Here is a 26,009-nt window from a genome sequence, read left to right on the forward strand (position 1 = left end):
GAGCCGGCGCTGAAGACGCCGTTGGTGATGAAGGCGTGGCCGTCGATGCTGAGCGTGGCGATGCCGTCGGGCGAGGCAATGGTGAAGGTGCCCGCGCCGGTCTCGGCGGTGCTTGCCGGGTCGGATCCGGGGCCGCCCGGTGTGCCGACATTTAGTGCGGCTTCATTGACCGTCACGTCGCCGCCATTGGCTGCCGGCGTCAGGTCGGTCACGGTAGGCGTCGAGTTGCCGATCGAGATGGTCAGTGTCGTCGAAGACTGGTTTCCGTCGCCATCCGTCAGGGTGTAGTGGAATACGTCGTCCACCCCGCCCTTCGTCTCCGCGGCGCGGGTATAGGTGTAGCTGCCGTCCGAGTGCAGCACCAGCGTGCCATACTCGCCGACGATCGACACTCCGGCGCCCGTTACCGTCTGCGCCGAGCCCGGGCCGTCCTTGCCATAGGCCGACGTAACGCTCGCGCCGTCGGCGCCCTGGATGTCGGCGCCTGTCGCGTTGCCGTCGCTGCCCGCGCCGGTGATGACGTTGCCGTCGATCGGCGCGTGTGAGCCCGAAGGCACAGCATCCGTATCCGCAACAGCAGTCGGCGCATCGTCGATGATGTTGATCACGAGGGTGCCGGGAGGCGCGGCATCGCCGTCGGAGTCGGTCACGCCGACCGCGAAGCTCACACTCGTGCCGTCGCCCGAAGTGTTGGTGTTCAGCGTGTAGCTGTAATTGATCGTGCCGGTGCCGGTAGTCGCGTCGAAAGAATAGCTTGCGGTCAGCGAGCCGGTGGCGTCGGTGAAGGTCTGCGCCGCGGAGGTCAGCACATGGCCGCCGAGCGTCACTTGCGACACGCCGTCCGGCGAGGTGAAGCCAATGGTGCCGGAAGTGGTCTCGGAGGTGTTGGAGTTGTTGCCGGAATCGCCGTCGGCGATCTCGCCGGAACCGGCCGGCAATCCGCCGTGTGGCGGCAGGCCGGCTTCGTTGACGCTCGCTTCGCCAATGGTCCCGATCGACGGCGTGGAGTCCGGCTTCAGCAGGGACGGGAACAGTTCACGGTTCTCCGGCTGTCCGAACGCCAATGCAGTCGGCGGCAAAAGTGCCGACAGGCTGAAGCCGTCTCCGATCCCGCCCGGAGGCACCGAGAAGTCTCCGCCGGCGCTGCTTGGCGAGCCATTTCCGCCGGCCGAGATCGAGCCGTCGGCGCCGAAGGCGACATCGACGTGGCTGGCTTCGAGCGCGGCGATCAGGGCAATGCGCGGCACCTCGACATCGCCGATGATGAAGGTCGGCACGTTGAGCGCGCCGTCCTTGATGACGATCTCGGCGCCGTCCGGCTGCACCAGCACCAGATTGTGCCCGTCGACCTTGATGTCGTCGATCGAGACATTGGCCGGAAGCTTCACGACATTGCCGGCCTCGGCGTGATATTCATGCGCAACGTTCGAGGCTGCCGTGTTCGGTGCCGGCGCGTTTCCGGCAGGGGCGTTGGCGGCAGGAGCGTTGGCGTCCGCCGCCGGCTTGGCTGTGCTTTGTGCGTTCTGGGCGTTGCCGTCGCCCTTTGCCGGCGCGCCGCTTCCCACATCGACCGGCACAGGTTCGCCTGCCACGGGTGCCGTCTGGCCGCCGGAGGCCTGGGCGACTTGGACGCCCGAAATCGGCTGTTCGCCGACAGTTGCGTGCTCGTCCGAGAAATTTGAAACGGCGTCGAATTCGATACTGGTCGTCATAGTTCAAGCCCCCTTCGGCATTTCCCGGCAAGAGACATGCGGGGCTCGAACTTTGCAACGTACCTTCAATCTTTTTGATATACTCGAATATGCATGGATTTGCATTTTTTACACTTGGTAAATCGCAACGATATATTCAGTTATATATCTTCAGGGGCGCCGCCGAACCGACTGGGGAGCGCGGCGGCAGTTCGGCAAATTCAAGTATAAATTTGAATAAAATTTGAGACAAAGCAGAATAGATTGATTCGCGGAAACTTACCCACCTTCCTTTCCGATAATTTGAGACAAGATCGGTAGCGTCCACAGTCAAAGGTGGGCGTCATGAAAATACAAAAAGCTGCCTCGTCGGCGTCGAGGGTCAAGGTTCTGCTGCTGGCAATCGGCCTGGCCGGTCTGCCGAATGCGTCGTCCGCCAGCGCAGTCTCCGTCGCAAGTCCCGCCTCTCAAACGCTGCCTGCGCCGGCCGATCTCGGCGGCGTTTCGCTGGCCAGATTGCAGCCATGGCAGCCTGTTGCTGCCTACCGGGTCGGCGGTGCCGCCAGTGCCTATGCGCCTCTCGAAGTCCGCCCGGCGGCAAGTTCTGCGAGTGGAGAGGCTACCCCCGGAGTCGATCCGATCCGGATCGACCCGATCCAGGTTGACCCGATTCAGACTGGGGCGATCATTCCGGGCGTGTTCGGGTCGGTCGCCTTGTCCATGCGCAACTTCCCGGTCGCCGCGCGCTGGGCGCCTGTCTACAAGGCGATTATCGACTGCACGGCCGGAAGTGCCTGCGATCGTGAGAACGCTGCGTTTGGCGAGATCGTCGGCATTGCAGCCAACAAGGCTTTTCGCGACAAGCTGGACTTCGTCAACAGCAGCATCAACCGGCTGATCGCCTATCGCAAGGACAGCGTCGTCTACGGCAAGCTCGACTACTGGGCGAAGCCGTCGGAGATCCTCGAGCATCGCGCCGGCGATTGCGAGGATTTCGCGATCCTGAAGATGGCGGCGCTGTTGCGCGCCGGCATCCCGGCGCAGAGCATGTCGCTGGTCGTGTTGCAGGATCGCCGCCGGAAATTCTTCCACGCGGTGCTGTCGGTGAGCACCGGAAGCGGCACCTTCATCCTGGACAGCCTCAGCAACGTTGTGGCGATGGACCGCGATCTTCCCGATTATGTCCCGCTCTATTCCTTCAGCACCGACCGCGCCTGGATCCACGGCACGAAAGCCGGCGCACAGATCGCCGACATCGCCGGCGGTTTCGCGACAGTGGCGCCCGGCGAAGGCGCTTCGCCCGATGTGACGGTCACGTCGGCAGGCTCCGGTTTCGCAACGAAATAGGCGGCTCGCCTCTTTCAACCGTTTGAGACGAACGCCATCAGCAGCTCCGGCTCTGTGACCGGCGCGCGCACCGCGCTGAGCTGGCCCCTGTAGCGGCGCTCGCCGGCGCCGATGACGAAGCCGGTGGTGACGGGTGTCTCGCCATTGGCGTCGAGCCGGGCAAAAACGTCGACGACGTTGAGGTCCAGCGCCAGCTTGAGGTCCTGCCTGCCGTCGTCGCCCGGCGCGTTCGGCAGCTGGCGCCTGACCAATTGCTGGAACGGGGCATTGAAGGTCAGGATCTTTTTCGACGAAGACAGCGCGAAGGCGGGCGAGGGGCAGGCGACCAGGATCGCGTTGATGGTCCGGATCGAAGCGAGCTTGCGCAGTTCCATGCTTTCCTCGGCGAGGCCGCGCATGCATGCGACCCGGATCGCCGATGTGAGATTGCCCTGGTCGGGATGATTTTCGGCGATCTCCGCGACCAGCATGCCGATCGTGCATTTGCGGCTTTCGGCCATCTGCTTCAGCGACACCCAGAAGGCGCGCTCCAAACGGATGCCGCGGCGCACGCCGCCACGCGCCACGACGCGGAACTCCGGGCCGAAATCCTCGGCTGCGAGCGGCGGCAGCAGCCGGTCGCGCGGAGTGTCGGGGCGTGCGGCGCTATCGTTCACTCATCGCCTCCTGGCGCGCCTTGTTGATGGGCTTCAATAGATAGTTGAGGATCGTCTTGCGCCCGGTCTTGATATCGACCGAGCAGATCATGCCGGGGATAATCGAATAAGTCTTGCCGTTCCTTTGCAACGTGGATTTCTCGGTCGCGACGCGCACTTGATAGTAGGGCTCGCCCGTCTTCTGGTCGACCAGGCTGTCGGCGGTGATGTTGGAGACCTTGCCTTCGATGCCGCCGAAGATCGAGAAGTCGTAGGCCGTGACCTTGATCAGCGCGTCCTGGTCCGGCTGGATGAAGGCGACGTCGCGCGGCGAGACCCGCGCCTCGACCAGCAGCGTCTCCGAGGTCGGCACGATGCCGGCCACGACCGCGCCCGGCTGGACGAAAGCGCCGAGCGTGTTGACATCGAGCGTGTTGACGATGCCGTCGACAGGCGAGCGAATATCGGTCCGCGCCACCTTGTCGGTGGCGCCGCGAATGGTTTCGTCCACCACAGAGAGGTCCGCCAGCGCCTGCGTCAAGTCGCTCAATGCTTCCTGCTGCAATTGCAGGCCGAGCTCGTCGACTTGAAGCTGCGCCTCGGTGATGGCCGCCTTGCTCTTCTTGATGGTCTCTCCGGCAAGGTTGAGCTGCCCGCGCAGATCGGTCTGCTCCCGCTCGACGCGAATCTGTTCGGTCCTGGCCATCAGGCCTTTCTTGACCATCGATTCGACGAGCGCCGTTTCCTGGTCGCTGACGGCGAGGCTCTTGGACAGGCGGTCGGAATTGGCGGTTGCCTCGTCCAGTTCCTTCTCGCGCTGATCGAGACGCGACTTCAGCACCGACAGCTTGACTTGGAAGTTGTCCCGGCGCGCAACGAGCAGCTTCTGCTCGTTGTCGCAGATCTCCGGGGCAGTCTTCTGGATGTCGGACGGACAGGGGAACGCGCCCTCGAGATTGCCGCTCTGCTCGAATTTGAGCCTGGCAATGCGCGCCTGCAACGCCCGCGCCTTGGCCTGCTCCTCACCCAGGCTCGAGGTGTTGCCTGTGTTGTCGAGGCGGATGATCAGATCGTTCTTCCTGACGGTCTGGCCGATCTTGACAGCGATTTCCTGGACGACGCCGGCTTCGCTCGCCTGGATGATCTGCGTCTTGGAAGCGGGAATGACCTTGCCGTCGCCGCGCGCGATCTCATCGACCTCGGCAAAGGATGCCCAGGCGGTGAAGGCCACGAACAGTGCCCCTATGATGTATACGGACGCCGATGCAAAAAGCGGCGGCCGGTCGTCTTTTGCTAACATTCCCCAACGTCCCGGTCAGGCATTCGCCTTTTGCAATGCCTGGATGACTTGTTCCTTTGCTCCGTCCGCGACCACGCGCCCCTGCTCGATGACGATGAGGCGGTCGACCAGCTCCAGCATGCTGTAGCGATGGGTCGATACGATCAGCGTCGTGTTGCGGTCGAACGCCACCTTGAGCTGCCTGATCAACTGCCGTTCCGAGGCCAGGTCCATCGAACCCGACGGCTCGTCCAGGAACACGATTTTCGGCTTGGTCAGCAGCAGCCGCGCGATCGCCACGGCCTGCCTCTGGCCTCCCGACAGATTGGTGCCACGCTCGCCGACATTCATGTCGTAGCCGCGCGGATGGCGAGAGACGAAGTCGTCGACGCCCGCGGCCTTCGCCGCATCGATGATCTCCTCGTCGGTCGCGTCCGGCGCGGCCATCAGAAGGTTTTCCTTGATCGTGCCGGAAAACAGGTCGCCGGCCTGCGCGACGATACCGACCGCGGCACGAACTTCGGACGGGTGGTATTGGCGGATGTCGATGCCGTCGAGCAGCAGTTCTCCGGACGTCGGCAGGAACAGCCGGCCGATTAGGCGCCCCATCGTGGTCTTGCCGGAGCCGATGCGGCCGATGATGCCGATGCGCTCGCCGGGGCGGATTGCGATGTTGAGCCCGTTCAGAACCTCGTTTTCGGTGCCCGGATAGGCGAAGCCGACATTCCTGAACAGCATCGCGCCGCTGCGGATCGGCCGGTTGACGAAGCCGACCGTGTCGGGCCGGTCCTCCGGCTGCGACATGATCGTATTGACGATCCTGAGCGACAGCACGGCTTGCCGGAAGCGGGAGAGCGTGATGGCGATCTGGCCGAGCGGCGCGACCGCGCGGCCCGCCAGCATGACCGTGCCGATAATCGCGCCCGTCGAGACCTGGCCTTCCGAGAAGGCATAGGCGCCGGCAACCACCAGGGCGACGGTGACGAATTGCTGGATGGCGCCGGTGATGTTGCCGGCAACGGCGGAAAGCTCCTTGATCTTCTCCGAGGTGTTGGCGGCGTTCTTCGAGTGCTCGCCCCATTTGCGCAGCAGATAGGCCTCGGCGCGCAGCGACTTGATCGTCTCCAGCGTGGAAATGGACTCGACCAGGAGCGCCTGGCGCTGGGCAGATTCGTTCATCGAGGCGGCGACCCGCCTGCCGATGCGCCTCTGTGTCACCAGACCGACAATAACGGCGATGACGAAGGCGAGCGCCGGTATGATCACCAGCCAGCCGCCAATAGCGTAGATGACCAGCAGGAAGACGAAGACGAAAACCGTGTCGATGAAGACGCTTATGGTATTCGAGGTGAAGAACTCGCGCACGAACTCATATTGTGTGACACGATTCGCATATTCGCCGGTCGATCCCGGCCGCGCCGAAAGCGACGAGTTGAGCACTTTCTCGAACAGCAGATAGGAAATCCTGAGATCCGCCTTGCGCCCGGCATAGTCGATAAGCGAGGCACGGGCCGTCTTCAGCAACAGGTCGAACAGGATGGCCGCGCCGATCCCGAGCGCCAGCACCCAGAGCGTCGAGATCGCCTTGTTCGGCAGGATGCGGTCGTAGACGTTCATGGTGAAGATCGGCGAGGCGATCGCCAAGAGGTTGATGAAGACCGCCGACAGCACGACCTTCGAGTAGGTGCGCCAGAACGCCCCCATCGTTCCGGTCAGCCAATGGCGTCTTTCGATCCTCGGCGCCGTGCCGACCGTCATCTCCTCGGCGGTGTTGGCATAGGTGATCGAGAATGAGGCGCCACCGCTGATGTAGCTCTCGGCAAGCTCCGATTTGCCGATCGTGGTGCGGCCGTTTTCCTGCGGCGCCGTTAGAAATTGCCCGGTTTCCGTTTCGGCGAGCAACGCAACCGGCAGTTGGCTGGCGCGGAAGACGATGGCCGGAAGATCGACCCGGCCGCGCACGAAATCGCGATGGTTGAACGCCTGGACCTCGAGACCGATCCGTTCGGCCAGATGCCTGATGTCGTCCGGCTCGATCAGCGTGTCCGAAATCGGCACCCCGGCAAACAGCACGGTCTCGGCGCTCGGCCGGCCAAGATAGGCTGCAATCGCCGAGAAGCAGGCTTTGAAAGCCTCCTTGGGCGAGACGATGTTAGGTTGCTGGTTCACGATCCGCCCGAAGGACCAGAGATCGATGCTTACATCGGCTGCTTCTTCCTGACCGGCGCGAGGATGTCGAACGGCAGATCGTTCTTCTGCTCCGATGGTGTGCGCGCATAGGTTTCGGTATCGGCTGTCGCCGGCACGCCGAATTCGCTGCGCGCGTAGGCGGCTGCCTGCTTGGCCGGCTGGATGTTCAGCGTCTTCAGCAACTCCCCGGTCGCGGCCAGCAGCCGGTATTGGGCAAACAGCGACGCGTAGGACGAGGTGTCGGCCAGCGTCGCGGTGTTGAAGCGCGTGTTCTGCGCATCGAGCACGTCGAGCAGCGAGCGCTGTCCGACCTTGAACTGCTCCCGGTAGGAAGCAACCAGCCTTTCGTTGGTTGCTGCCTGCAGCCGCAGCGTCTGCGCAAGTTCCGCCTGGCGGAAGCGGCGGTCCCAAGATGTGCGGACGGCTTCCTCGATCTCGCGCAGCACCTGATGCAGCGCGAGGCGCTGCTCGCTGGTGCGGCGGATCTGCTCCTGCTCGTTGGCTTTGTCGATGCCGCCGCGATAGAGATTCCAGCGCAGCACCACCCGAGCCTGCAGGTCGCTGGTGTCGCCGTCGTCGCCGTCGATGTCATAGCCGCCCCGTGCGACACCCTCGGCGGTAATGGTGGGGCCGTATTTCGCCCGCGCGGCGTCGACCAGCGACGCGGCAGCATCGATGTCGCTGTTGGCCATGTGGACGCGCGGATTGTTCTGTCTGGCAAGCCCGATCGCGTCATCGAGCGAGCGCGGCAGCGCGCCGGCCACATCGGCCGGCCGCGACGGGTTGGTCAGCGGCTTGCCGACATTCTTGAAGAAGCGGATCTTGGCCGCTTCCAGTTCCTCGGTCGCCTCCTGCATCCGCGCCTTGGCGGCGTAAAGCCGCTCCTCGGCCTGCTGCCGGTCGGCATCGTTGAGCGCGCCGCCCGCGATGCCTTGCTTGATGTCGCCGAGTATAGACTGATGGAAGCCGAGGTTCTTCTTCGCTTCGGCGACGATCGACGCCTGCAGCATGTATTCGAGATAGTCCTGGACGACGGCAAGCCCGATGAATTCGGACCGTTCCAACACCCTGAAGGAAGCTCCGTCGACGCGCGAGGCCTGGCGGTTCAATTCGGCCCGTCTCGCGCCACTGTCATAGAGCGTCTGTGAGACGGTGAGGTCCGCTTCGTTTGGATAAAGCGCGTCATGGTCCTCGTCGAGCGCTCGCCGGGAGTCGTTATCCAGACGGCGGACGCCGGTCGACGCTTCGAGATCGACGCTGGGAAGATAGAGCCCTTTCGCCTGGCGCAGCTCGAATTCGATGGCTTCGCGGTTTTCGATCGCCTGCCCAATCTCCGGATTGGATTCGACCGCGACTGCTACAGCTTCCTTGAGCGTGAGTGCGCTGGCGCTTCCGCAAGCCAGCATCGACACCGTCATGGCAAGCGCAAGGCGCCAGCCGACGGTCACTTTACCCGTCCTGGTCATTTCTACCCCGTGACTATCCCCGCGCCTTTTTGTTTTTGTCAGCGCTTATTTCGCCCAAGCCTGCCACCGGAGCTTGCAACGAGTATCTAGCAGATTTTTCGCGGATGGGAGGACTTATTGATTTAGAGCGCTCCAAAAGCACGGATTCCAGCCATTAGTCCCGGCGGATGTAGCAAAAATGGCACAGAAAACGATCCTCGCCGAGGGCGCCGTTCAGTTGAAACCGACCGCGAACACTATTTTCCCTAAATAAACAGTAAGTCCGCACAAAGGAATCGACCGAGGCGTCGCTCACCGTGCCAACTTTGGCGGTCAGATCGGCACTTGGCATGAACCGCGGCATCTGCCCTTCCTCCGGACATGGCCAAGGCTTTGAAACACCTGAAGGTTGCGGATTGCTGCGGGAAATCTGCGCCGGTCCTGCAAGACGTGCGCACGAAATTGCCATGGGTGGCTGGTTTTGTTGGCAAACGGGGATCGTTCCCTGTATTGCGGGCTGAAGCAAAGCATGGACGTTCTTGTATGACAAATGTCGCCCTGACCGGGCTTGCCCGCGATCTCGCCCGGCGCGCCACCGACGGCCGCCCCGTGCGCATCGGCGTCATCGGTTCCGGCGAGATGGGCACCGATCTGGTGACGCAGGGCATGCTGATGCCGGGCATTTCGATTGCGGCCATTTCCACGCGCCGCCCGCACACGGCTCGCGACGCGATCCGCATCGCCTATGGCGACGATGCAATGGCTGCAGAAGCCGAGACCGCCTCCAAGGTAAGCCAGGCGATAGAAAGCGGCAGGATCGCCATCACCTCGAACGAGATGCTGGTCACCAATCCGCTGATCGACGTCGTCATTGATGCCACTGGCAAACCCGGCGTCGCCGCCGATTTCGACCTGATGGCCATGCAGCATGGCAAGCATCTGGTGATGATGAATGTCGAGGCCGACGTGACCATCGGCTGCTACCTCAAGCAGCAGGCGGATCGGCTCGGCGTCGTCTATTCGGTCGGCGCCGGCGACGAGCCGTCGAGCTGCATGGAGCTGATCGAGTTCGCCTCGGCGCTCGGTTACACCATCGTCTCGGCCGGCAAGGGCAAGAACAACCCGCTCAACCACGACGCCGTTCCCGACGATTATCGGGATGAAGCGCTGCGCCGGAACATGAACCCGCGCATGCTGGTCGAGTTCGTGGACGGCTCCAAGACCATGGTCGAGATGTGCGCCATCGCCAACGCCACCGGCCTGGTGCCCGATGTTCCGGGCATGCACGGCCCGAAAGCCGACCGTGATCAGCTGGCCAAGGTGCTCATCCCGCGCGAGGACGGCGGCATCCTGTCGAAGAAGGGTATCGTCGACTACACGATCGGCAAGGGCGTGGCGCCTGGCGTCTTCGTCATCGTTGAGGCGACGCATCCGCGTGTCGTCGAGCGCATGGACGATCTCCATGTCGGCCACGGCCCTTATTACAGCTTCTTCAGGCCATACCACCTGACCTCGCTGGAGGTGCCGCTGACCGCAGCCCGCATCATGCTCTACGGCAAGCCCGACATGGTGCCGCTGCCTACACCGGTGGCCGAGGTCTGCGCGGTCGCCAAGCGCGACCTCGCCGCAGGCGAGATCTTCGACGCCATCGGCGAGACCTGCTACCGCTCCTGGACCATGACGGTCGCCGAGGCGCGCGCCAGCCGTGCCGTGCCGGTCGGACTGCTCGAAGGCGGCAAGGTGCTGAAGCCGGTCAGGAAGGGCGAACTCCTGACCGCCGACAACGCCGCGCCCGACCAGACGACCAAGCTATTTGCCCTGCGTCAACTGCAGGACGAGATGCTGTATGGCGTGAGGTCTACTTCCCCAGCTCTATCGATCTGAGCCGCGCCGCTTCCACCGCGTCGGTCAAAAGCTTCGTCAGCCGGTCTTCGCCCATCAGCACGGCAAGCGCGGCGGCGGTCGTGCCGTTGGGGCTGGTGACCTGCTGGCGCAGCACGCCCGGCTCCTCATCGCTTTCGGCGGCAAGCGAGGCTGCACCATAGACGGTCTGCAGGGCGAGCAGCTTGGCTGTCTCGGCCGGCAAGCCGGCCTTCTCGGCGGCGACCGTAAGCGCCTCGATGAAATGGAAAATATAGGCCGGGCCGGAACCAGAGACCGCGGTCACGGCGTCCATCAGGCTCTCGTCGTCGATCGTCGTCACGACACCGCTCGCAGAGAGCATCTCGGCGACGAAGCGCCTGACGTTGTCAGGAACGAGCGGGTTGGAAAACACCACCATCATGCCCTTGCCGATCGCCGCCGGCGTGTTCGGCATGCAGCGCACGATCGGGGCGAGCCCGCCCAGGATCTCCGCGAAGGTCGCGACCGGCGTGCCCGCGGCGATGCTGACGAAGGTGGTCCTGCCGTCGCCGAAGCGCTTGTAGCTTGCCGTCACATCGCGGATGACCTGCGGTTTCACGGCGATGACGACGAGATCGGGCATGGCATCGGCGGGAATTGCGGATGCGTCGGCCGCGGCGCCGCAACCAAGATGTTCGGCTCGCCTGCGCAACTCGGCATTGGGCTCGACCACGAACACCGCCGACGGCTCGAGCTTGCCGGATTTCAGCCAGCCAGAGAGCATCGCGTAACCCATATTGCCGCAACCGGCGAGAACGAGCCTGATGGTCATCGAAACCTCCGCAAAGAGGGCTCTCCTTAGCCGCTCGCGCGGTTGCGGAAAAGTCCAGTCTCAAGGAGATCGATCGGCCAGATCAGTCGGGGCGGCGAGCCGAGAGAGGTGGCAGCGACACTTGTCGTAGGCCAAGCACGCTGCGGCCCTGCCGGCGACTCCGCGAGGCGGTGCGCGATCTGACCGAAAGCCGCTCGCGCCGCCGCTATTTCTAAAACACCCCGTCTTCGCTAAAAGCGGCCTTCGATAAAAGCAGCCGGTTTCGGGTTTACGGCATCCGACGACGTTTTGACGGGATTGCCCTGTCGAATTTTCGTGAAAATGCCGCGCGGCATTTGACCGCTTGCGCGCCGCGTTCGCGTGCCGACTGCTGGATTGAGGATCAGGGCTGCGTGCCAAGCGTGGCCGCGCAACAGTGTTGAAGGTGAATGATGGCCGAAGTGATCGACGGGAAGAGTGTCGCCGCAGACGTGGTATCGAAGGTCAAGGCGCTGACCGCCGAGCTTTCGGCCAAGGGCGCGACCAGGCCCGGTCTGGCGGTGGTGATCGTGGGCGAGGATCCGGCAAGCCAGGTCTACGTCGCCTCGAAGTCGCGCACGGCCAAGGAGTGCGGCTTCCATTCGCTCCAGCACACGCTGCCGGCTGAGACGACCGAAGAGCAGCTGTTGAAGACCATCGGCGATCTCAACGCCGACCCGTCGATCCACGGCATCCTCGTGCAACTGCCGCTGCCCGGCCATATCGATGCCGGCAACGTCATCCAGACGATCGCGCCGGAAAAGGATGTCGACGGCTTCCACTTCATCAATGTCGGCAAGCTCGGTACCGGCGAGCTCGAGACGGCGTTCGTGCCCTGCACGCCCGCCGGCTCGATGCTGTTGATCCAGCGCGTGCGCGGCAAGGACCTTTCCGGCCTCAATGCAGTCGTCGTCGGCCGCTCCAACATCGTCGGAAAGCCGATGGCCAATCTGCTGCTCGCCGCCAACTGCACCGTCACCATTGCCCATAGCCGTACCAAGGACCTGCCGGCGCTGGCGCGCACCGCCGATATCCTGGTCGCCGCCGTCGGCCGTCCAGAAATGATCAAGGGTGATTGGGTGAAGCCCGGCGCCACCGTTATCGATGTCGGCATCAACCGCATCCCGGCGCCGGAGAAGGGCGAAGGCAAGTCGCGGCTGGTCGGCGACGTCGTCTATGCCGAAGCGGCCGCGGTCGCCGGCGCCATCACGCCGGTCCCCGGCGGCGTCGGACCGATGACCATTGCCATGCTGATGGCCAACACTGTAGCTTCCGCCTACCTCGCGGCCGGATTGAAGCGGCCGTCCTTCTGATCGGAAAGCAGCATCCTTGCCGAATCTTACTGCTCCTGTTGAACGGCCGGTCATGGGCGATCCCGTTCAGGGCGGTCGGCAGTTCGGCTTCCTGCTGGTCGACAAGTTTTCGATGTTCTCGCTGGCGGCGGCGATCGATTGCTTCCGCTCGGCCAACCGTCTGCTCGGCCGTGATTATTACGGCTGGACGACGATATCGGCAGATGGCGACGCGGTCATGGCTTCCAACGGCCTTCCGCTCAAGATCGACTATTCAGTCGCCGACATGCCGCCGGTCGATATCCTGTTCGTCTCGGTCGGGCTCACCACCGAGTTCCCCGGCAAGAGCAAGGTGCTGGCGGCGCTGCGCAGCTGGGGCCGCCGCGGCAACGCGCTCGGCGCGCTCTCGGTCGGCTCCTATCTGCTCGCCGAGGCCGGCCAGCTCGACGGCTACCGCTGCACTATCCACTGGGAAAACCGCGCGGGCTTCATGGAGCGTTTTCCGGACATCAACTGCACCGGCAACGTTTTCGAGATCGATCGCAAGCGCTACACCTGTGCCGGCGGCACCACCTCGATCGATCTGATGCTGGAGATCGTGCGCGGCGATTTCGGCTCCAATCTCGCCAATGGCGTCGCCAACCAGTTCCAGCACGAGCGCATCCGCTCGGCCGGTGACCGCCAGCGCGTCGGACCTGAGCGCGACCTCACCGGCAAGTCGGAGAAGCTGAGACGTATCGTTGAGCTGATGGCCGACCATCTCGATGAGCCTTTGTCGGCGGTGCAGCTTGCCAAGTCGGCGGGCCTGTCGGTGCGCCAGGTCGAGCGCCTGTTCCTGCGCCATCTCAACGTGACGCCGGGCCGCTACTACATGCGACTCAGGCTCGAGCGAGCGCGCGAATTGCTGCGCCAGACCAACATGCCGATCCTCGACGTCGCGATCGCCACCGGCTTCACCTCCCACTCCTATTTCGCGCAAAGCTACCGGCTGCAGTTCGGCCGTCCGCCGTCGGAAGAGCGCCGAACCACCTATTGAGCGACTTGCCGGCCATCGGACTTGTCTGCAAAGCCCGGCTCAAATAGCTTTCCCGGCGCGGACGGGGGTTCACTCAGGAGATTTTCATGGCGGGACTGGCACGGAGCGTTGCTGCGGCGATCCTCCTTTTGTCGATGACCACCTTTGGCTTTGCCGCCAACAAGGTCATCATCATTCTCGATGCATCCGGCTCCATGTGGGCCCAGATAGACGGCAAGCCGAAGCTCGAGATCGCGCGCGAATCGCTGCGCACGGTGCTGCAGTCGGTGCCGGGCGACGACGAGATCGGCTTCATGGCCTACGGGCATCGCCAGAAAGGCAGCTGCGCGGACATCGAGCTGATCGTGCCGCCGCAGGCGGGTTCGGCGAGCGCGATCTCGGCGGCCGCCGACAGCATGAAATTCCTCGGCAAGACGCCGCTGACGGCGGCCGTCAAGCAGGCCGCCGAAGCGCTGAAATACACCGAGGACAAGGCCACGGTCGTTCTCATCACCGACGGTCTTGAGACCTGCGGTGGCGATCCGTGCGCGCTCGGCAAGGAGCTGAAGGAGACCGGCGTCGACTTCACCGCCGACGTAGTCGGCTTCGGCCTGACCGCCGACGAAGGCAGGCAGATCGCCTGCCTCGCCGAGAACACCGGCGGAAAATACATCCAGGCCTCCGACGAGAAGGCATTGCAGCAAGCGCTGGTCGAGACCGTCGCGGCGCCGGCGCCCGCGCCAGAGCCTGCTCCGGCCCCGGCGCCGGCGCCTGCACCCGAACCCGCCAAGCCTGAATTCAACTTCACGCCGAGCGTCGTCATGGCTGAAGGCGGCGATGCCATCACCGACGGCAATGCCTGGGAGATCTACAAGGCCAAGTCCGACGGCTCGCGCGGCGATCAGGTCATGACCGAGTATGGCGAGCTCAAGATCAATCTCGAGCCGGGCGATTACATTGTCGTCGGTCGCGCCGACGAGGCAAGGAGCGAGCAGAAGATCAAGATCGAAGCCGGCCAGACCTACAGCCCGTTGTTCACGCTGAACGCCGGAACCTTGGTTATCCACCCGCATGCGAGCCAGGGCTCGGAGATCAGCGGCGAGGCGCGTGTCGACTTCGCCTATCCGGGCGGCAGCACGACCCACTATGGCGACGCCAAGGCCACCGTGCCGGCCGGCGAGCAGAAGGTGACGGTGCAGGTCGGCGCCGGCACGGTGACCGAAACCATCCAGCTTGCCGCCGGACAGACGGTCGAGAAGGATATCGTGGTCGGCGTCGGCCATGCCGTGCTCAACGCCTACTACACCGCCGGCGGCGACAAAGCCGACAATTCCGGCATCGGCTTCGAGATCGTCAAGGCGAAGAAGAAGATCGACGGTTCGCGTGAAAGCGTGGAGCACTCCTACGGTCCGGACAGCAAGTTCTGGCTGCCGCCGGACGACTATGTCGCGCTAACCACGCTCGATCTCGCCGTTGTCGAACAGCCCTTCAGCATCAAGGCCGGCGACAACCAGGATGTGAAGGTGGCTCTCGGCGCCGGCGTGCTGGCAATGTCGGCGCCCGGCGCCTATTCGATCGAGGTGTTCTCGTCAAAGAAGGATATTGAGGGTAAGCGCAAGTCGCTCGGCCTGACCTATGGCGACAACTGGCAACAGACGATCCCCGCCGGCGACTATGTCGTCGTGCGGCACATGTCCGATCAGGGCCAGGACAAGGAAATGCCGGTGACCATCAAGGCTGGCGAGCGAAGCGAGATCACCGTTCAGTAGGCATCGCTGTCCGCAAATGAACGAAAAAGGGTAACCGCTGTTTTGCCCCCCACGTTGCCCGCTGACGCCTGATCTGTGATCAAGGTTCCATGGATGAGCGAGAAGCAGTTTCTCCATGGACACGACATTGGAGGTTCTCACGACACGGCGGGGCCGACGTGAGGCGCATCGCCAATGGCCGGATGAGGTCAAGGCACAGATCGTTTCGGAGGGCTTGCGTCCGGGCGTGACGGTGAACGAAGTAGCGGAGCGCCACGGGCTGGAGGCCAACCATCTGTCGTCCTGGCGAACGCTGGCCCGGCAGGGCAACCTAGTTTTGCCTGCGCCAGAGGAGATCTGCGAACTCAATGCTGTTGATCCGCAGGCCTACTTGACCACCACGCTTGCCGCCGTCGTCAACGGCCACAAGCGGAGGCGGATCGATGAGCTGCTGCCTTGGAACTATCCGCTTGAGTAACGCGTGCACAAAAATCGGGCCGGGCCGAAGCGGACAACCCTCGTTAGAGCGTCATAGCTTGACCAGTTGCTTGCCGAAGTTCTCTCCCTTCAACATCCGAACGAAAGCGTGGGGCACCGTCTCGATCCCTTCCGCAACATCTTCCCGTGTCTGAAGCAGTCCCTGTTTGTACCATGACAGCAGATCGGCAATCGCGGTCTCGTATTCTCCTTCGTGGTCGTCGAGCAAGAACCCTTCTATCCGCGCACGGGTGATTAGTATCCTTCTGAGATGCCTGACACCGATATCTGGTTGGTCAAACCGGTTGGCCAAGGCAATAGTGCCGACAACCACCACTCTGCCAAAGATGTTGAGGTTTAACATGGCTGCATCGTGAATCGGCCCGGCGGTGTTGTCGATAAAGACATCGACGCCGCTAGGGCATGCGGTGGCGACATCTGCCACGAGATCAGCGGAGCGTCGATGATTGACGCCAGTCCGATATCCAAGCTCCCTGCACCATTCCAGCTTCTCATCCGAGCCCGCAACAGCGACTGGGTCGAACCCTTTGATCCGCGCGATCTGTCCTGCAATCTGCCCCACAGCTCCTGAAGCGGCAGAGATCAACACCGTTTCCCCCACCTTCGGAGTTGCGGTTTTGAGGAGGGCAAGGTAGGCGGTGAGACCGGGCATGCCGAGATAGGTCAGCGCGGACTGAATCGGAGCGTCGGTTGTCGTCACGGGCTTGGCTGACGCGGCCGGGATCACGCTGAACGGCTGCCAACCAAAATGGTCGCTCATCACGAAGTCGCCTGGCTTGAAGTCTGGAGACTCAGACGTAATTACCTCGCCAATTCCGCCGCCACACATTAGATCGCCAATTCTAAAACCAGCAGCATAATTCTTCGCGGGGCTGATCCGACCGCGCATATAGGGATCGACGGAGAGCCACAGAGTTTTCACCAGCAGCTCACCATCCGCAGCCTCGGGAATTGAACGCTCCTCCAGGCTCCAGTTCTCGACGGAGGGCATTGCGGAAGGGTAGCTGCGAAGTATCCAGCTAGGATTTTTGGACATGTCCGTCTCCTCAATTTGAGCGTTCGCCCCATTGATGCATGATTTCGGCTTCCGTGTTAAAGAGCGCACGGTGAGAGACATTATTTTGAATTTCGGAAGAATGGCGGATGGATATGATCGAGGCCATGAAGGTAGCCGTGGCAGTCGCCAGGCATAGCAGCTTCTCTTCTGCGAGCCGGGATTTGCGCCTTTCCGCTGCCTCGGTAAGCCGCATTGTGGCAGACTTGGAGACCGATCTCGGCGTGCGTCTCTTTAACCGCACCACCAGGCAGATCAATCTGACGGATGCCGGGATGGAGTTCGTGCAAAAGAGCACCGGCCTCCTCGAGGAGCTTGATCAGATGCGGAGCGCAGTACGCGAACGCCACGAAACCCCTCGCGGCCAACTCCACGTCTCCTGCGTAACGGCCTTTGGTAATGAGTGCCTGGCACCAGTGGTTCCTGAGTTCGTGCGACGGTTCCCGCAGCTCGATGTCTCAATCGACCTTGGCAATCGTTTGGTTGATCTCATTGGCGAGCACTTCGATGTCGCCATCCGGGTAGGACCGTTGAACGATTCATCCCTGATTGCGCAGAGGATTTTCACGCAGAGGATCGTGTTCGTCGCGACACCCCAGTTTTGCCAGCAATATGGGACACCCAGGACCTTGGACGAGATCAGAGCGTGCCCATCCGTTACTCAGGTCAGCGGGGAATGGGGGCGCGTTCATAAGTTTTCGCATCAAGGAAAGGTCATTGACTTCGAAGTGCCGCAGCAATTGACAATGAACTCAGCGCGAGCGGTGAGAAACGCCTGCCTAGCGGGAGGGGGGTACTCCCTCTTGGGCGATTTCATGGTCGCCCAGGATATAGCGGAGAACCGCCTCGTGCGGCTGCTGCCGGATCATGAACCCATGGAGCAACCGATCTTCGCCTTCTACGCTCAGCGACGTCACACCCCACGTAAAGTCAGGGTTTTTATTGACTATTTGGCGGAGGTCTTCAGTGGCAAGAATACCTCGTGAGACCTCTTGTCTAGGTGCCGATGGCACACCGCTTACGACAAAGGGCGGCTCCGAGCGGCGGCTCCGAGCCGCTCTTTTTTAGCAGATTGACGTTAGGCATTTGCGAAGGCGGCGGCGCCGTGGTCGGCGCGGCCGACCAGTTGGCGAAAGCCGGCGAACAGCTCGCGGCCGAAGCCGAACTCGTTGCCGATCAGGTCGGCATCCGCCGTGCGGCGCAGCGCGAACTCCGTTCCCGGCACCAGCACCTCCAGCGTGCCTGCATCGGCGTCGAGGCGAATGATGTCGCCGTCATGGATCCTGGCGATCGGCCCGTCCTCGACCGCTTCCGGCGTCACATGGATCGCCGCCGGCACCTTGCCGGAAGCACCCGACATGCGCCCGTCGGTCACCAGCGCGACGCGCTGGCCGCGATCCTGCAGCACGCCGAGCACGGTGGTCAGCTTGTGCAGTTCCGGCATGCCGTTGGCCTTCGGCCCCTGGAAGCGGATCACGGCGACGAAGTCGCCGGTCAGCGTGCCCGACTTGAAAGCTTCGTTCAGCCCCTGCTGGCTGTCGAACACCTTGGCCGGCGCCTCGATGACGCGCCGTTCGGGCTTGACCGCAGAGGTCTTGATCACGGCATGGCCGAGGTTGCCGGCAAGCACCTTCAGTCCGCCGGTCGGCTGGAACGCCTTCTTGAACGGCGCCAGCACCTTCTCGTCGCCGCTCTCGAGCGGCGCCGCTTCACGCACGACGCTGCCGTCGGCGCCGAGCTTTGCCTCGACAGCATAGGGCCGCAGGCCTTCGCCCCAGACCGTCTGCACGTCCTCGTGCAGCAAGCCTTCGTCGAGCAACTCGCGGATCAGGAAGCCGAGCCCGCCGGCGGCGTGGAAATGGTTCACGTCGGCGAGTCCGTTCGGGTAGACGCGGGCGAGCAGCGGCACGGCCTCCGACAGGTCGGAGATGTCCTGCCAGGTAAGCGAAATTCCGGCTGCCGCGGCCATGGCGATGAGGTGGATGGTGTGGTTGGTCGAGCCGCCGGTCGCGTGCAGGCCGACCACGCCGTTGACGATCGAGCGCTCGTCGATCATGCGCCCGACCGGCGTATAGGCATTGCCGAGCGCGGTGATCGCCAGCGCGCGCTTCGCCGCCTCCCTGGTCAGCGCGTCGCGCAGCGGCGTACCCGGGTTGACGAAGGAGGCGCCGGGCGTGTGCAGGCCCATGATCTCCATCAGCATCTGGTTGGAATTGGCGGTGCCGTAGAAGGTGCAGGTGCCCGGCCCGTGATAGGATTTGGACTCCGCCTCGAGCAGCTCGGCGCGGCCCGCCTTGCCCTCGGCATAGAGCTGCCGGACCTTGGCCTTCTCGTCGTTCGGCAGGCCCGACGTCATCGGTCCGGCCGGAATGAAGACGGCCGGCAGGTGCCCGAAGGTGAGCGCCGCGATCACCAGCCCGGGCACGATCTTGTCGCAGACGCCGAGGAAGACGGCGGCGTCGAACATGTTGTGCGAAAGGCCGATCGCCGCTGCCATGGCGATCACGTCGCGCGAGAACAGCGACAGCTCCATGCCTGGCTGGCCTTGCGTCACGCCGTCGCACATCGCCGGCACGCCGCCGGCGACCTGGGCGATGCCGCCTGCTTCGCGTGTCGCGTCCTTGATCAGCGCCGGAAAGGTCTCGAACGGCTGATGCGCCGACAACATGTCGTTGTAGGAGGTGATGATGCCGAGGTTGGGCACGCAATCGCCGCCGAGTGCCACCTTCTCCGATGGGCTGCAGACGGCAAAGCCGTGGGCGAGGTTGCCGCAGGAGAGCACCGCGCGGTTGGCGGCGCGCCCCGACGCCTCCGCGATGCGTCCGAGATAGGCTTCGCGGCCGGCCTTCGAGCGTTGGCGGATGCGTTCGGTGATGGCTTCGACGTCGCGTCTGGCTGTCATGGCTGGTCCTTTCTGGCCCCGGAAAACGTCCTCCCACAGCCTCCGGGGCTGTTCCTTTGGTGAAATTAGGGTGCCCAGAACACCTCTACCGGTATCGGCGCCGCTTCGAGCACGTTGCGGATGGGCTTTTTCATGCCCGCTCCCATCGCGCCGTCGAAGGCAATACGCTTGTCCTCTCCCTCGATGTGGAGCGCGATGAAACCGGCGGCAACGATCCGCGCCATCGACAGCGTCAGCCGCGGCTCGCCGGCGCTTTGCGCATGCACGGGCAGCACGATCCGCGGTGAGGACGGGTCGATGAGCTCGGCGAGATTGCCGGCATCGGGAAAGAAGGAGGCCGTGTGGCCGTCGGCACCCATGCCAAGCACCACCACATCCAGAGGCCAGGGCAATGATTGCAGGGGCTCGCTGTCCGACGCCGCTGCGTCCTCGATGGTCGCCGCCTCATGGTAGAGCGGCACGAAGCGCGCTGCCGCTGCCTTGTTCTGGAGCAGGTTGGCCGCCACCAGCCCGGCATTCGAGCGCGGCGAGGAGGGCGGCACGAAACGTTCGTCGACCAGCGTCACGGTGACCTTGTCCCAGGCGATCGGGATTAAAGAGAGCGCGGCGAAAAACTTTGCCGGCGTCGTGCCGCCGGATACGGCGAGGAATGCGGTGCCGCGGTCGGTGATCGCCTTGGTCAGGCGGGCGGCGACGTGGCCGGCAAGGGCCGCCGCCAGCTGCTGGCGGTCGGCAAAGCCGTTCCAGGCGTAAGCGGCCCCGCTCAATTGCTCTCGTGCCATGTCCGTCCGTCACGTTCGATGAGCGCGATGGAGGCCGACGGACCCCAGGTGCCGGCCGTATAGCCCTGCGCTTCCTGCCTGGCGCTTTCCCAGGCGTTCTGGATCGGATCGATCCACTTCCAGGCCGCCTCGACCTCGTCGCGACGCATGAACAGCGTCTGGTTGCCGCGCACCACATCCATGATCAGCCGCTCGTAGGCGTCCGGCGCGCGGCTGTGGAAGGATTGCGCGAAGCTCATGTCGAGCGAGATCTGGCGCAGCCGCATGCCGCCCGGCCCCGGATCCTTGATCATGATGTACTGCTTGACGCCTTCGTCCGGCTGCAGCCTGATCACCAGCTGGTTGGCGAAGATCGGCCCGGCGCTGTCGCCGAAGATGGAATATGGGATCGGTTTGAATTCGATGACGATTTCCGAAACGCGGGTTGCCAGCCGCTTGCCGGTCCTGAGATAGAAAGGCACGCCGGCCCAGCGCCAGTTGCCGATCTCGGCTTTGAGGGCGACGAAGGTCTCGGTGTTGCTGTCCTTGCCGAGCTCCTCGACATAGCCCTTGACCGGCCCGCCGGCGGAGGCGCCGGCGCGATACTGGCCGCGCACCGTGTGCTTCGGCGCCTCGTTGCCGTTGATGCGCTTCAGCGCCCGCAGCACCTTCAGCTTCTCGTCGCGCACGGCGTCCGCGTCCATCGAGGACGGTGTTTCCATGGCAACCAGGCAAAGCAGCTGCAGGATGTGGTTCTGCACCATATCGCGCAGCGCGCCGGCTTTGTCGTAGTAGGTGACGCGGTCCTCGAGACCCACGGTCTCGGCCACGGTGATCTGCACATGATCGATATGGGCGGAGTTCCACAGCGGCTCATAAAGCGCGTTGGCAAAGCGCAGCGCCATCAGGTTCTGCACCGTTTCCTTGCCGAGATAGTGATCGATGCGGAAGATCTGGCTTTCGTGGAAATCGTCACCCACAGCGTCGTTGAGCGCCCGTGCCGAGGCGAGGTCACGGCCGATCGGCTTCTCCAGCACGATGCGCGAGTTCGGGGTGATCAGCTTGTGTTCCTTGAGCTGATGCGAGATGTCGCCGAACAGCGCCGGCGCCACCGCGAGGTAGAAAGCGCGGATGCGGTCGCTGTCGCCGATGGCCTTCTTGAGCTTGTCGAAGCCGACGCCGGAGGTGGCGTCCGCCGAGACATAGGAAAGCCGAGCAAGAAATGTGTCCAGTTCCTTCGGCTCGATGTCGGCCGGATTCACATGGTCCGATATCGCTTTCTTGGCGAAGGTCTGGAACTCGGCATCGCTCATCTTCGCGCGCGACGTGCCGATGATGCGCGTCGGCTCCGAAAATTGGTGGTCGCGCTGGCGGTGGTAGAGCGAGGGCAGAAGCTTGCGCTCCGACAGGTCGCCGGTACCGCCGAAGATGATGAAGTCGAAAGGCTCGACAGGGATGATCTGGCTGGTCATGGTCAGTCCGGTTTGATGCCGCTAGCCGGTAGCGGGGCTGATATATTCTAATCGATTTAAATCGTCCAGTGTCATGGTGTCACATCCGAGACCAATCGCTGGACAATCGATTGGGCCCAAATGCGGCCTTGACACTGGCGCCACCGGGAGGCTTGTCGGCAAGCAACAGCTTTCCGGAAGCGTTCGCGCCTGCAACATAGAACCTGAATGTGACGAAAGCTAAGGGAGAATGGCGACCGCCGGCCCTTCAATGATGGGGAAAACCATGCGTCTGCAAAACAAGGTTGCCATCATCACCGGCGCGGCGTCGGGCTTCGGCGAGGGCATGGCGAAGCGCTTCGCCGAGGAAGGCGCGCGCGTCGTGGTTGCCGACCTCAATGCCAAGGGCGCAGCGCGCGTGGCGAAGGAAATCGGCGACAACGCGATCTGGACCCAGACCGACGTCTCGCAACGCTCCGAATTCGACGAGATGGTGTATGCCGCCAAGAGCGCCTTCGGCCGTGTCGACATCATGGTCAACAATGCCGGCTACACCCATCGCAACGGCGACATGCTCGGCGTCGACGAGCAAACCTTCGACCTGATCACCGCTGTCAACATGAAGGCGATCTATCATGCCGCGCTTGCCGTGGTGCCGATCATGGACCGGCAGGGCGGCGGCGTCATACTGACCACGGCTTCGACAGCCGGCATCAGGCCGCGGCCGGGCCTCACCTGGTACAACGCCTCCAAGGGATGGGCGATCACCGCCACCAAGTCGATGGCGGTCGAACTCGCCCCGAAGAACATTCGCGTCAATTGCCTCTGCCCGGTCGCCGGCGAGACCGGCATGCTGGAGAAGTTCATGGGCGCCGACACGCCGGACATCCGTGAAAAATTCCGCGCGTCTATCCCGCTCGGCCGGCTGTCGACGCCGCTCGACATCGCCAACGCGGCGCTCTGGCTGGCTTCGGACGAGGCGGCCTTGATCACCGGCGTGGCGCTGGAGGTCGACGGCGGGCGCTGCATCTGAACCGACGTCGCGGCGGCGTCAGGCCGCCAAGAGCGTCCAGATCAGGCGCCGGTCTTGACGAAGCTCTTGTAGATCCAGCCGCGTTTGCCGTTATAGACGATCTCGCACCATTTTTTGCAGCCCATCACCTGCACGGCTGACTTGGCAGGCACAGTGACGATCGCGGCGGCGCCGTTCTTCGGGCCGGAACGCATGGTAACAGCCCTCAGGACGCGTCCATTGGTACCAGTGCCGGCGTTTTCGGGCTTCGGACTGTCCTGGGCTACTTCGTCGGGCGCCGCGGGCTGAGCCTCGGCAACCCGGGGCTTCGCATCCGGGATGGCGGCGGTCTGGGCCGCATCCATTTTGTCGTCAGGCTTTTTTGCGCCTGCCGATTGGGCAGCAGCCGGCGCAGGCGATGCGACCTCAGCCAGGGCGGCCGAAGCATCGTTTCCGGACGCGGATTCGGCGAAGGCGGCAACGGCTGGTTTGTCGTTCTGCGTCGCCGGCTTCTCCGCGGCCTGAGCGGATGAGGCCGGCGGGGCATCCGCCGCGGGCGCAAGCTCACCAACCGTGCCGTTCCAGCGGGGATTGTTGGAAGCCAGTGCCGGGATGGCGGCTTCTCGGGATGCAGTCATGGGCGAAACCGCATCGGCCTTGCGCGCGGCTTGCGGCGCGGCGGCGACACTGACAGCGCTCGATACCGTCGGAGCGATTTTCTTCGTCTTGACCGGGATCGCGGGGACGGTCTGCTCCGTTTTCGCGATCGCCTGCCGCTCATTGGCCGGCAAGGCCAGCCAAAGCGCCACCGCCGCCACGCCAAGCAGCGCCGCGGTGCCGACGGCCGCGATCACCAGATGCGCGTTCGACTGCAGGCCCTGCCAGAACGAGGGCCGCATGTCATAGCCGAACCGCACAGCAAAGTGCCGTCGTTCCGGCGCACCGAAACTGAAGGGCTCGTTCACCTAAACCACCTCCAACAACCGGGCCGACGTTCTTTCGATCTTGCCGCAAACCGTTCGCGGCTGATCGGCATCGGTCCCGAAATTTCCAGCGGGCAGGCCCGCGCAAATCCCCGTCTTATCGCCCAGAACCGGCATCTTTTACCGCCGATTATGGCATCAGTGCGCCTTTTTGCGAAATTCTGCGCGTTTGTTAAGGATTCCGCAACGTGCCGTTAGGGAAGCGGACTTGTCGAATTAATAGCTTCTGCACATGTTCCGGCTTCAGATCCTGCGGCGCAGTGCGAACCAGTTGAGCGCCAGAAACAGCAGCGGTGCGCGTAAACAACAGCTGTCCGGGAAGGCGGGAATCTTCAGATACTCGATCAGCTTCAGCGGTCGCGATTGCCCGCGACCGTCTCGGCGTAGAGCTTGCCGAAGAAGTTGGACAGCATGATGCCGTGGCCGGAATACCCGCCCATCGAGGCATGCGGAAACGCAGGTGAATGGTGAATAGTGAATGCTTTGCTAGAGCGCTCTGGCTGCGTTCACCCATCCAATATGAAATTACTCACCATTCACTATTCACCCATTCACTCGAAGTGGCCGCTCACACATTCAGCAACAGATACTCCCGCTCCCAAGGGCTGATCACTTCCATGAATGTCTCGAACTCGGCTCGCTTGATGGCCGCATACGTGGCTGCGAAGGATTTGCCGACAATGGCGCCAAGCTCCTTGTCGGCCTCGAAAAGGTCCACGGCCTCGAGCAAGCTGCGCGGCAGGTCGATCTCGTCCTCGTTGGCGGTCGTCAGCACCGGCGGCTCGGCCTGGACCTTGTTGTTCATGCCGATCAACCCGCAGGCAAGCGAGGCGGCAAGCGCCAGATAGGGATTGGCGTCCGAGGACGGAATCCGATTTTCGACGCGCCGCGCCGCTGGATCGGAACGCGGCACGCGGAAAGCCGTCGTGCGGTTGTCGTAGCCCCACTTGTTGTTGACCGGCGCCGACGCAGCCTGCGTGAGCCGCCGATAGGAATTGACGTAAGGCGCAAGCATCACCAGCGCGTTCGGCACGTGTTTCTGCATGCCGCCGATGAAATGGAAGAACGCATCCGTCTCGGCGCCGTCCTCGGCCGAGAAGATGTTTTTTCCGGTCTTCTTGTCGACCACCGACTGGTGGATATGCATGGCCGAGCCAGGTTGCCCCTGGATCGGCTTGGCCATGAAGGTAGCGTAGATTTCGTGCTTCAGCGCCGCCTCGCGGATCGTGCGCTTGAACATGAAGACCTGGTCGGCAAGCTCGATCGGATTGCCGTGACGCAGGTTGATCTCAAGCTGGCCGGCGCCCTCCTCGTGGATCAGCGTATCGATCTCCAGGCCTTGCCGCTCCGAGAAATGGTAGATGTCGTCTATCAGTTCGTCGAACTCGTTAACGCCCGCGATCGAATAGCCGGCGCCGCCGCCGATCGGCCGCCCTGAGCGCCCGACGGGCGGCGTCAGCGGGTAGTCCGGATCAGGGTTCTTGCGCACCAGATAGAATTCGATCTCGGGCGCCACCACCGGCTTCAGCCCACGGTCGTCATAGGCGGCCAGCACGCGCTTCAGAACGTTGCGCGGCGTGAATTCGACGGAGCGGCCATCCTGGTGGACGAGGTCGCAGATCACCGCGGCGGTCGGATCTTCCTCCCAAGGCACGACGGTCAGTGTCGAGAGATCGGGCAAGAGCTTCAGGTCGCCATCGTCCTCCGGATAGTGGAAGCCATTGCCGTCTTCCGGATAGCCGCCGGATATCGTCGTCATGAAGACGGCCGAAGGCAACGCCAGCGATGTGTTGGAGGTGAATTTCTTCGACGGCATCATCTTGCCGCGGGCGACGCCGGCCTGGTCCGGCGTGATGCACTCGATGTCCTCGATGCCGCGCCATTCCAGCCAGGCGCTGGCTTCCTTCCAGTTCTTCACACCGCGTTCGTTTTTCAAGAAGGCAGGCGTGCGGGCGCGTCCCCCCCGGCTCGACGGACGGACTTCCTTTTTTTCAGGCGGCATCATTCACCAGAT

General features: G+C 63.3%; 19 protein-coding genes and 3 pseudogenes. 9 read left to right on the forward strand and 13 right to left on the reverse strand.

Going from position 1 to position 26,009, the window contains the following annotated elements:
- Nucleotides 1-1,712, reverse strand: a 1,712-nt coding sequence (locus tag P9230_RS10565) for an Ig-like domain-containing protein (RefSeq protein WP_278118760.1), incomplete at its 3' end; no start/stop codon positions are given.
- A 324-nt stretch (nucleotides 1,713-2,036) separates the two neighbouring features.
- On the opposite strand from P9230_RS10565, the gene P9230_RS10570 reads away from it, so the two are divergent.
- On the forward strand, nucleotides 2,037-3,038 hold the full coding sequence (locus P9230_RS10570) for a transglutaminase-like cysteine peptidase (RefSeq protein ID WP_127239864.1): 1,002 nt from the start codon (nucleotides 2,037-2,039) through the stop codon (nucleotides 3,036-3,038).
- A 14-nt stretch (nucleotides 3,039-3,052) separates the two neighbouring features.
- Here the strand turns inward: P9230_RS10570 and P9230_RS10575 are convergent, their stop codons facing one another.
- Genes P9230_RS10575 through P9230_RS10590 form a run of 4 tightly spaced genes read right to left on the reverse strand, consistent with a single transcriptional unit; the run spans nucleotide 3,053 to nucleotide 8,548 of the window.
- Nucleotides 3,053-3,694 (reverse strand): ribbon-helix-helix domain-containing protein, encoded by a 642-nt coding sequence (locus P9230_RS10575; RefSeq protein ID WP_067327220.1) that lies wholly within the window; start codon nucleotides 3,692-3,694, stop codon nucleotides 3,053-3,055.
- Nucleotides 3,684-4,973: an HlyD family type I secretion periplasmic adaptor subunit gene (locus P9230_RS10580; RefSeq protein WP_066989331.1), complete on the reverse strand. Its 1,290-nt coding sequence runs from the start codon at nucleotides 4,971-4,973 to the stop codon at nucleotides 3,684-3,686. Before P9230_RS10580 ends, P9230_RS10575 begins: the two co-directional genes overlap by 11 nt.
- A 15-nt stretch (nucleotides 4,974-4,988) precedes the next feature.
- Nucleotides 4,989-7,121 (reverse strand): type I secretion system permease/ATPase, encoded by a 2,133-nt coding sequence (locus tag P9230_RS10585; RefSeq protein WP_278118763.1) that lies wholly within the window; start codon nucleotides 7,119-7,121, stop codon nucleotides 4,989-4,991.
- 29 nt (nucleotides 7,122-7,150) lie between these two features.
- Nucleotides 7,151-8,548 (reverse strand): TolC family protein, encoded by a 1,398-nt coding sequence (locus P9230_RS10590; RefSeq protein WP_278119451.1) that lies wholly within the window; start codon nucleotides 8,546-8,548, stop codon nucleotides 7,151-7,153.
- Nucleotides 8,549-9,130: 582 nt separating this feature from the next.
- On the opposite strand from P9230_RS10590, the gene P9230_RS10595 reads away from it, so the two are divergent.
- Entirely contained in the window at nucleotides 9,131-10,471 is a 1,341-nt protein-coding gene (locus P9230_RS10595; RefSeq protein ID WP_278118765.1) for an NAD(P)H-dependent oxidoreductase, read from the forward strand.
- Here P9230_RS10595 and proC read toward each other — a convergent pair.
- The gene (proC, locus tag P9230_RS10600; RefSeq protein ID WP_278118767.1) at nucleotides 10,446-11,261 is read right to left on the reverse strand and encodes a pyrroline-5-carboxylate reductase; all 816 of its coding nucleotides are present in this window, start codon (nucleotides 11,259-11,261) and stop codon (nucleotides 10,446-10,448) included. The two genes, P9230_RS10595 and proC, sit on opposite strands and share 26 nt — an antisense overlap.
- A 431-nt stretch (nucleotides 11,262-11,692) precedes the next feature.
- Here proC and folD point away from each other — a divergent pair, with 431 nt between their 5' ends.
- The 5 genes and pseudogenes from folD to P9230_RS10625 all read left to right on the forward strand — a co-directional run.
- Complete coding sequence (gene folD, locus P9230_RS10605) at nucleotides 11,693-12,592, forward strand: bifunctional methylenetetrahydrofolate dehydrogenase/methenyltetrahydrofolate cyclohydrolase FolD (protein ID WP_095801135.1); 900 nt, start codon at nucleotides 11,693-11,695, stop codon at nucleotides 12,590-12,592.
- Between the two features lie 52 nt (nucleotides 12,593-12,644).
- Nucleotides 12,645-13,607 carry a GlxA family transcriptional regulator gene (locus tag P9230_RS10610; RefSeq protein WP_082953990.1) on the forward strand — a complete coding sequence of 321 codons (963 nt, stop codon included), beginning with the start codon at nucleotides 12,645-12,647 and terminating at the stop codon, nucleotides 13,605-13,607.
- Nucleotides 13,608-13,693: 86 nt separating this feature from the next.
- Nucleotides 13,694-15,355: a VWA domain-containing protein gene (locus P9230_RS10615; protein ID WP_278118769.1), complete on the forward strand. Its 1,662-nt coding sequence runs from the start codon at nucleotides 13,694-13,696 to the stop codon at nucleotides 15,353-15,355.
- Between the two features lie 115 nt (nucleotides 15,356-15,470).
- Nucleotides 15,471-15,683, forward strand: a pseudogene (locus P9230_RS10620) (transposase); the annotation flags it as partial.
- 3 nt (nucleotides 15,684-15,686) lie between these two features.
- Nucleotides 15,687-15,812: pseudogene (locus P9230_RS10625) on the forward strand (transposase domain-containing protein); the annotation flags it as partial.
- 51 nt (nucleotides 15,813-15,863) lie between these two features.
- Here the strand turns inward: P9230_RS10625 and P9230_RS10630 are convergent.
- The gene (locus P9230_RS10630; RefSeq protein ID WP_278118771.1) at nucleotides 15,864-16,868 is read right to left on the reverse strand and encodes an NADP-dependent oxidoreductase; all 1,005 of its coding nucleotides are present in this window, start codon (nucleotides 16,866-16,868) and stop codon (nucleotides 15,864-15,866) included.
- Between the two features lie 107 nt (nucleotides 16,869-16,975).
- Between P9230_RS10630 and P9230_RS10635 the strand changes: the two genes are divergently transcribed.
- On the forward strand, nucleotides 16,976-17,872 hold the full coding sequence (locus P9230_RS10635; RefSeq protein WP_278118773.1) for a LysR family transcriptional regulator: 897 nt from the start codon (nucleotides 16,976-16,978) through the stop codon (nucleotides 17,870-17,872).
- 92 nt (nucleotides 17,873-17,964) lie between these two features.
- On the opposite strand, the gene edd is transcribed toward P9230_RS10635, so the two are convergent.
- The 3 genes from edd to zwf form a co-directional block, all read right to left on the reverse strand.
- The gene (gene edd / locus P9230_RS10640) at nucleotides 17,965-19,788 is read right to left on the reverse strand and encodes a phosphogluconate dehydratase (RefSeq protein WP_278118775.1); all 1,824 of its coding nucleotides are present in this window, start codon (nucleotides 19,786-19,788) and stop codon (nucleotides 17,965-17,967) included.
- Nucleotides 19,789-19,853: 65 nt separating this feature from the next.
- Nucleotides 19,854-20,570: a 6-phosphogluconolactonase gene (gene pgl, locus P9230_RS10645; RefSeq protein ID WP_095801103.1), complete on the reverse strand. Its 717-nt coding sequence runs from the start codon at nucleotides 20,568-20,570 to the stop codon at nucleotides 19,854-19,856.
- A complete protein-coding gene (gene zwf, locus P9230_RS10650; protein WP_095801102.1) occupies nucleotides 20,552-22,021 on the reverse strand; it encodes a glucose-6-phosphate dehydrogenase in 1,470 nt (489 codons plus the stop codon). Before zwf ends, pgl begins: the two co-directional genes overlap by 19 nt.
- 265 nt (nucleotides 22,022-22,286) lie before the next feature.
- Between zwf and P9230_RS10655 the strand changes: the two genes are divergently transcribed.
- Nucleotides 22,287-23,033, forward strand: coding sequence for an SDR family oxidoreductase (locus tag P9230_RS10655; protein ID WP_278052792.1), 747 nt, complete (start codon nucleotides 22,287-22,289; stop codon nucleotides 23,031-23,033).
- A gap of 41 nt (nucleotides 23,034-23,074) precedes the next feature.
- Here the strand turns inward: P9230_RS10655 and P9230_RS10660 are convergent, their stop codons facing one another.
- The 3 genes and pseudogenes from P9230_RS10660 to P9230_RS10670 all read right to left on the reverse strand — a co-directional run bounded on the left by P9230_RS10660 (nucleotide 23,075) and on the right by P9230_RS10670 (nucleotide 25,997).
- Nucleotides 23,075-23,977: an SH3 domain-containing protein gene (locus P9230_RS10660; protein ID WP_278118777.1), complete on the reverse strand. Its 903-nt coding sequence runs from the start codon at nucleotides 23,975-23,977 to the stop codon at nucleotides 23,075-23,077.
- 261 nt (nucleotides 23,978-24,238) lie between these two features.
- A pseudogene (locus tag P9230_RS10665) lies at nucleotides 24,239-24,438 on the reverse strand (FAD-dependent oxidoreductase); the annotation flags it as partial.
- Nucleotides 24,439-24,563: 125 nt separating this feature from the next.
- A complete protein-coding gene (locus P9230_RS10670) occupies nucleotides 24,564-25,997 on the reverse strand; it encodes a glutamine synthetase family protein (protein ID WP_095776675.1) in 1,434 nt (477 codons plus the stop codon).
- Nucleotides 25,998-26,009 lie beyond the last annotated feature (12 nt).

The organism is Mesorhizobium sp. WSM4887, from assembly GCF_029625865.1.
Lineage (GTDB): Bacteria > Pseudomonadota > Alphaproteobacteria > Rhizobiales > Rhizobiaceae > Mesorhizobium.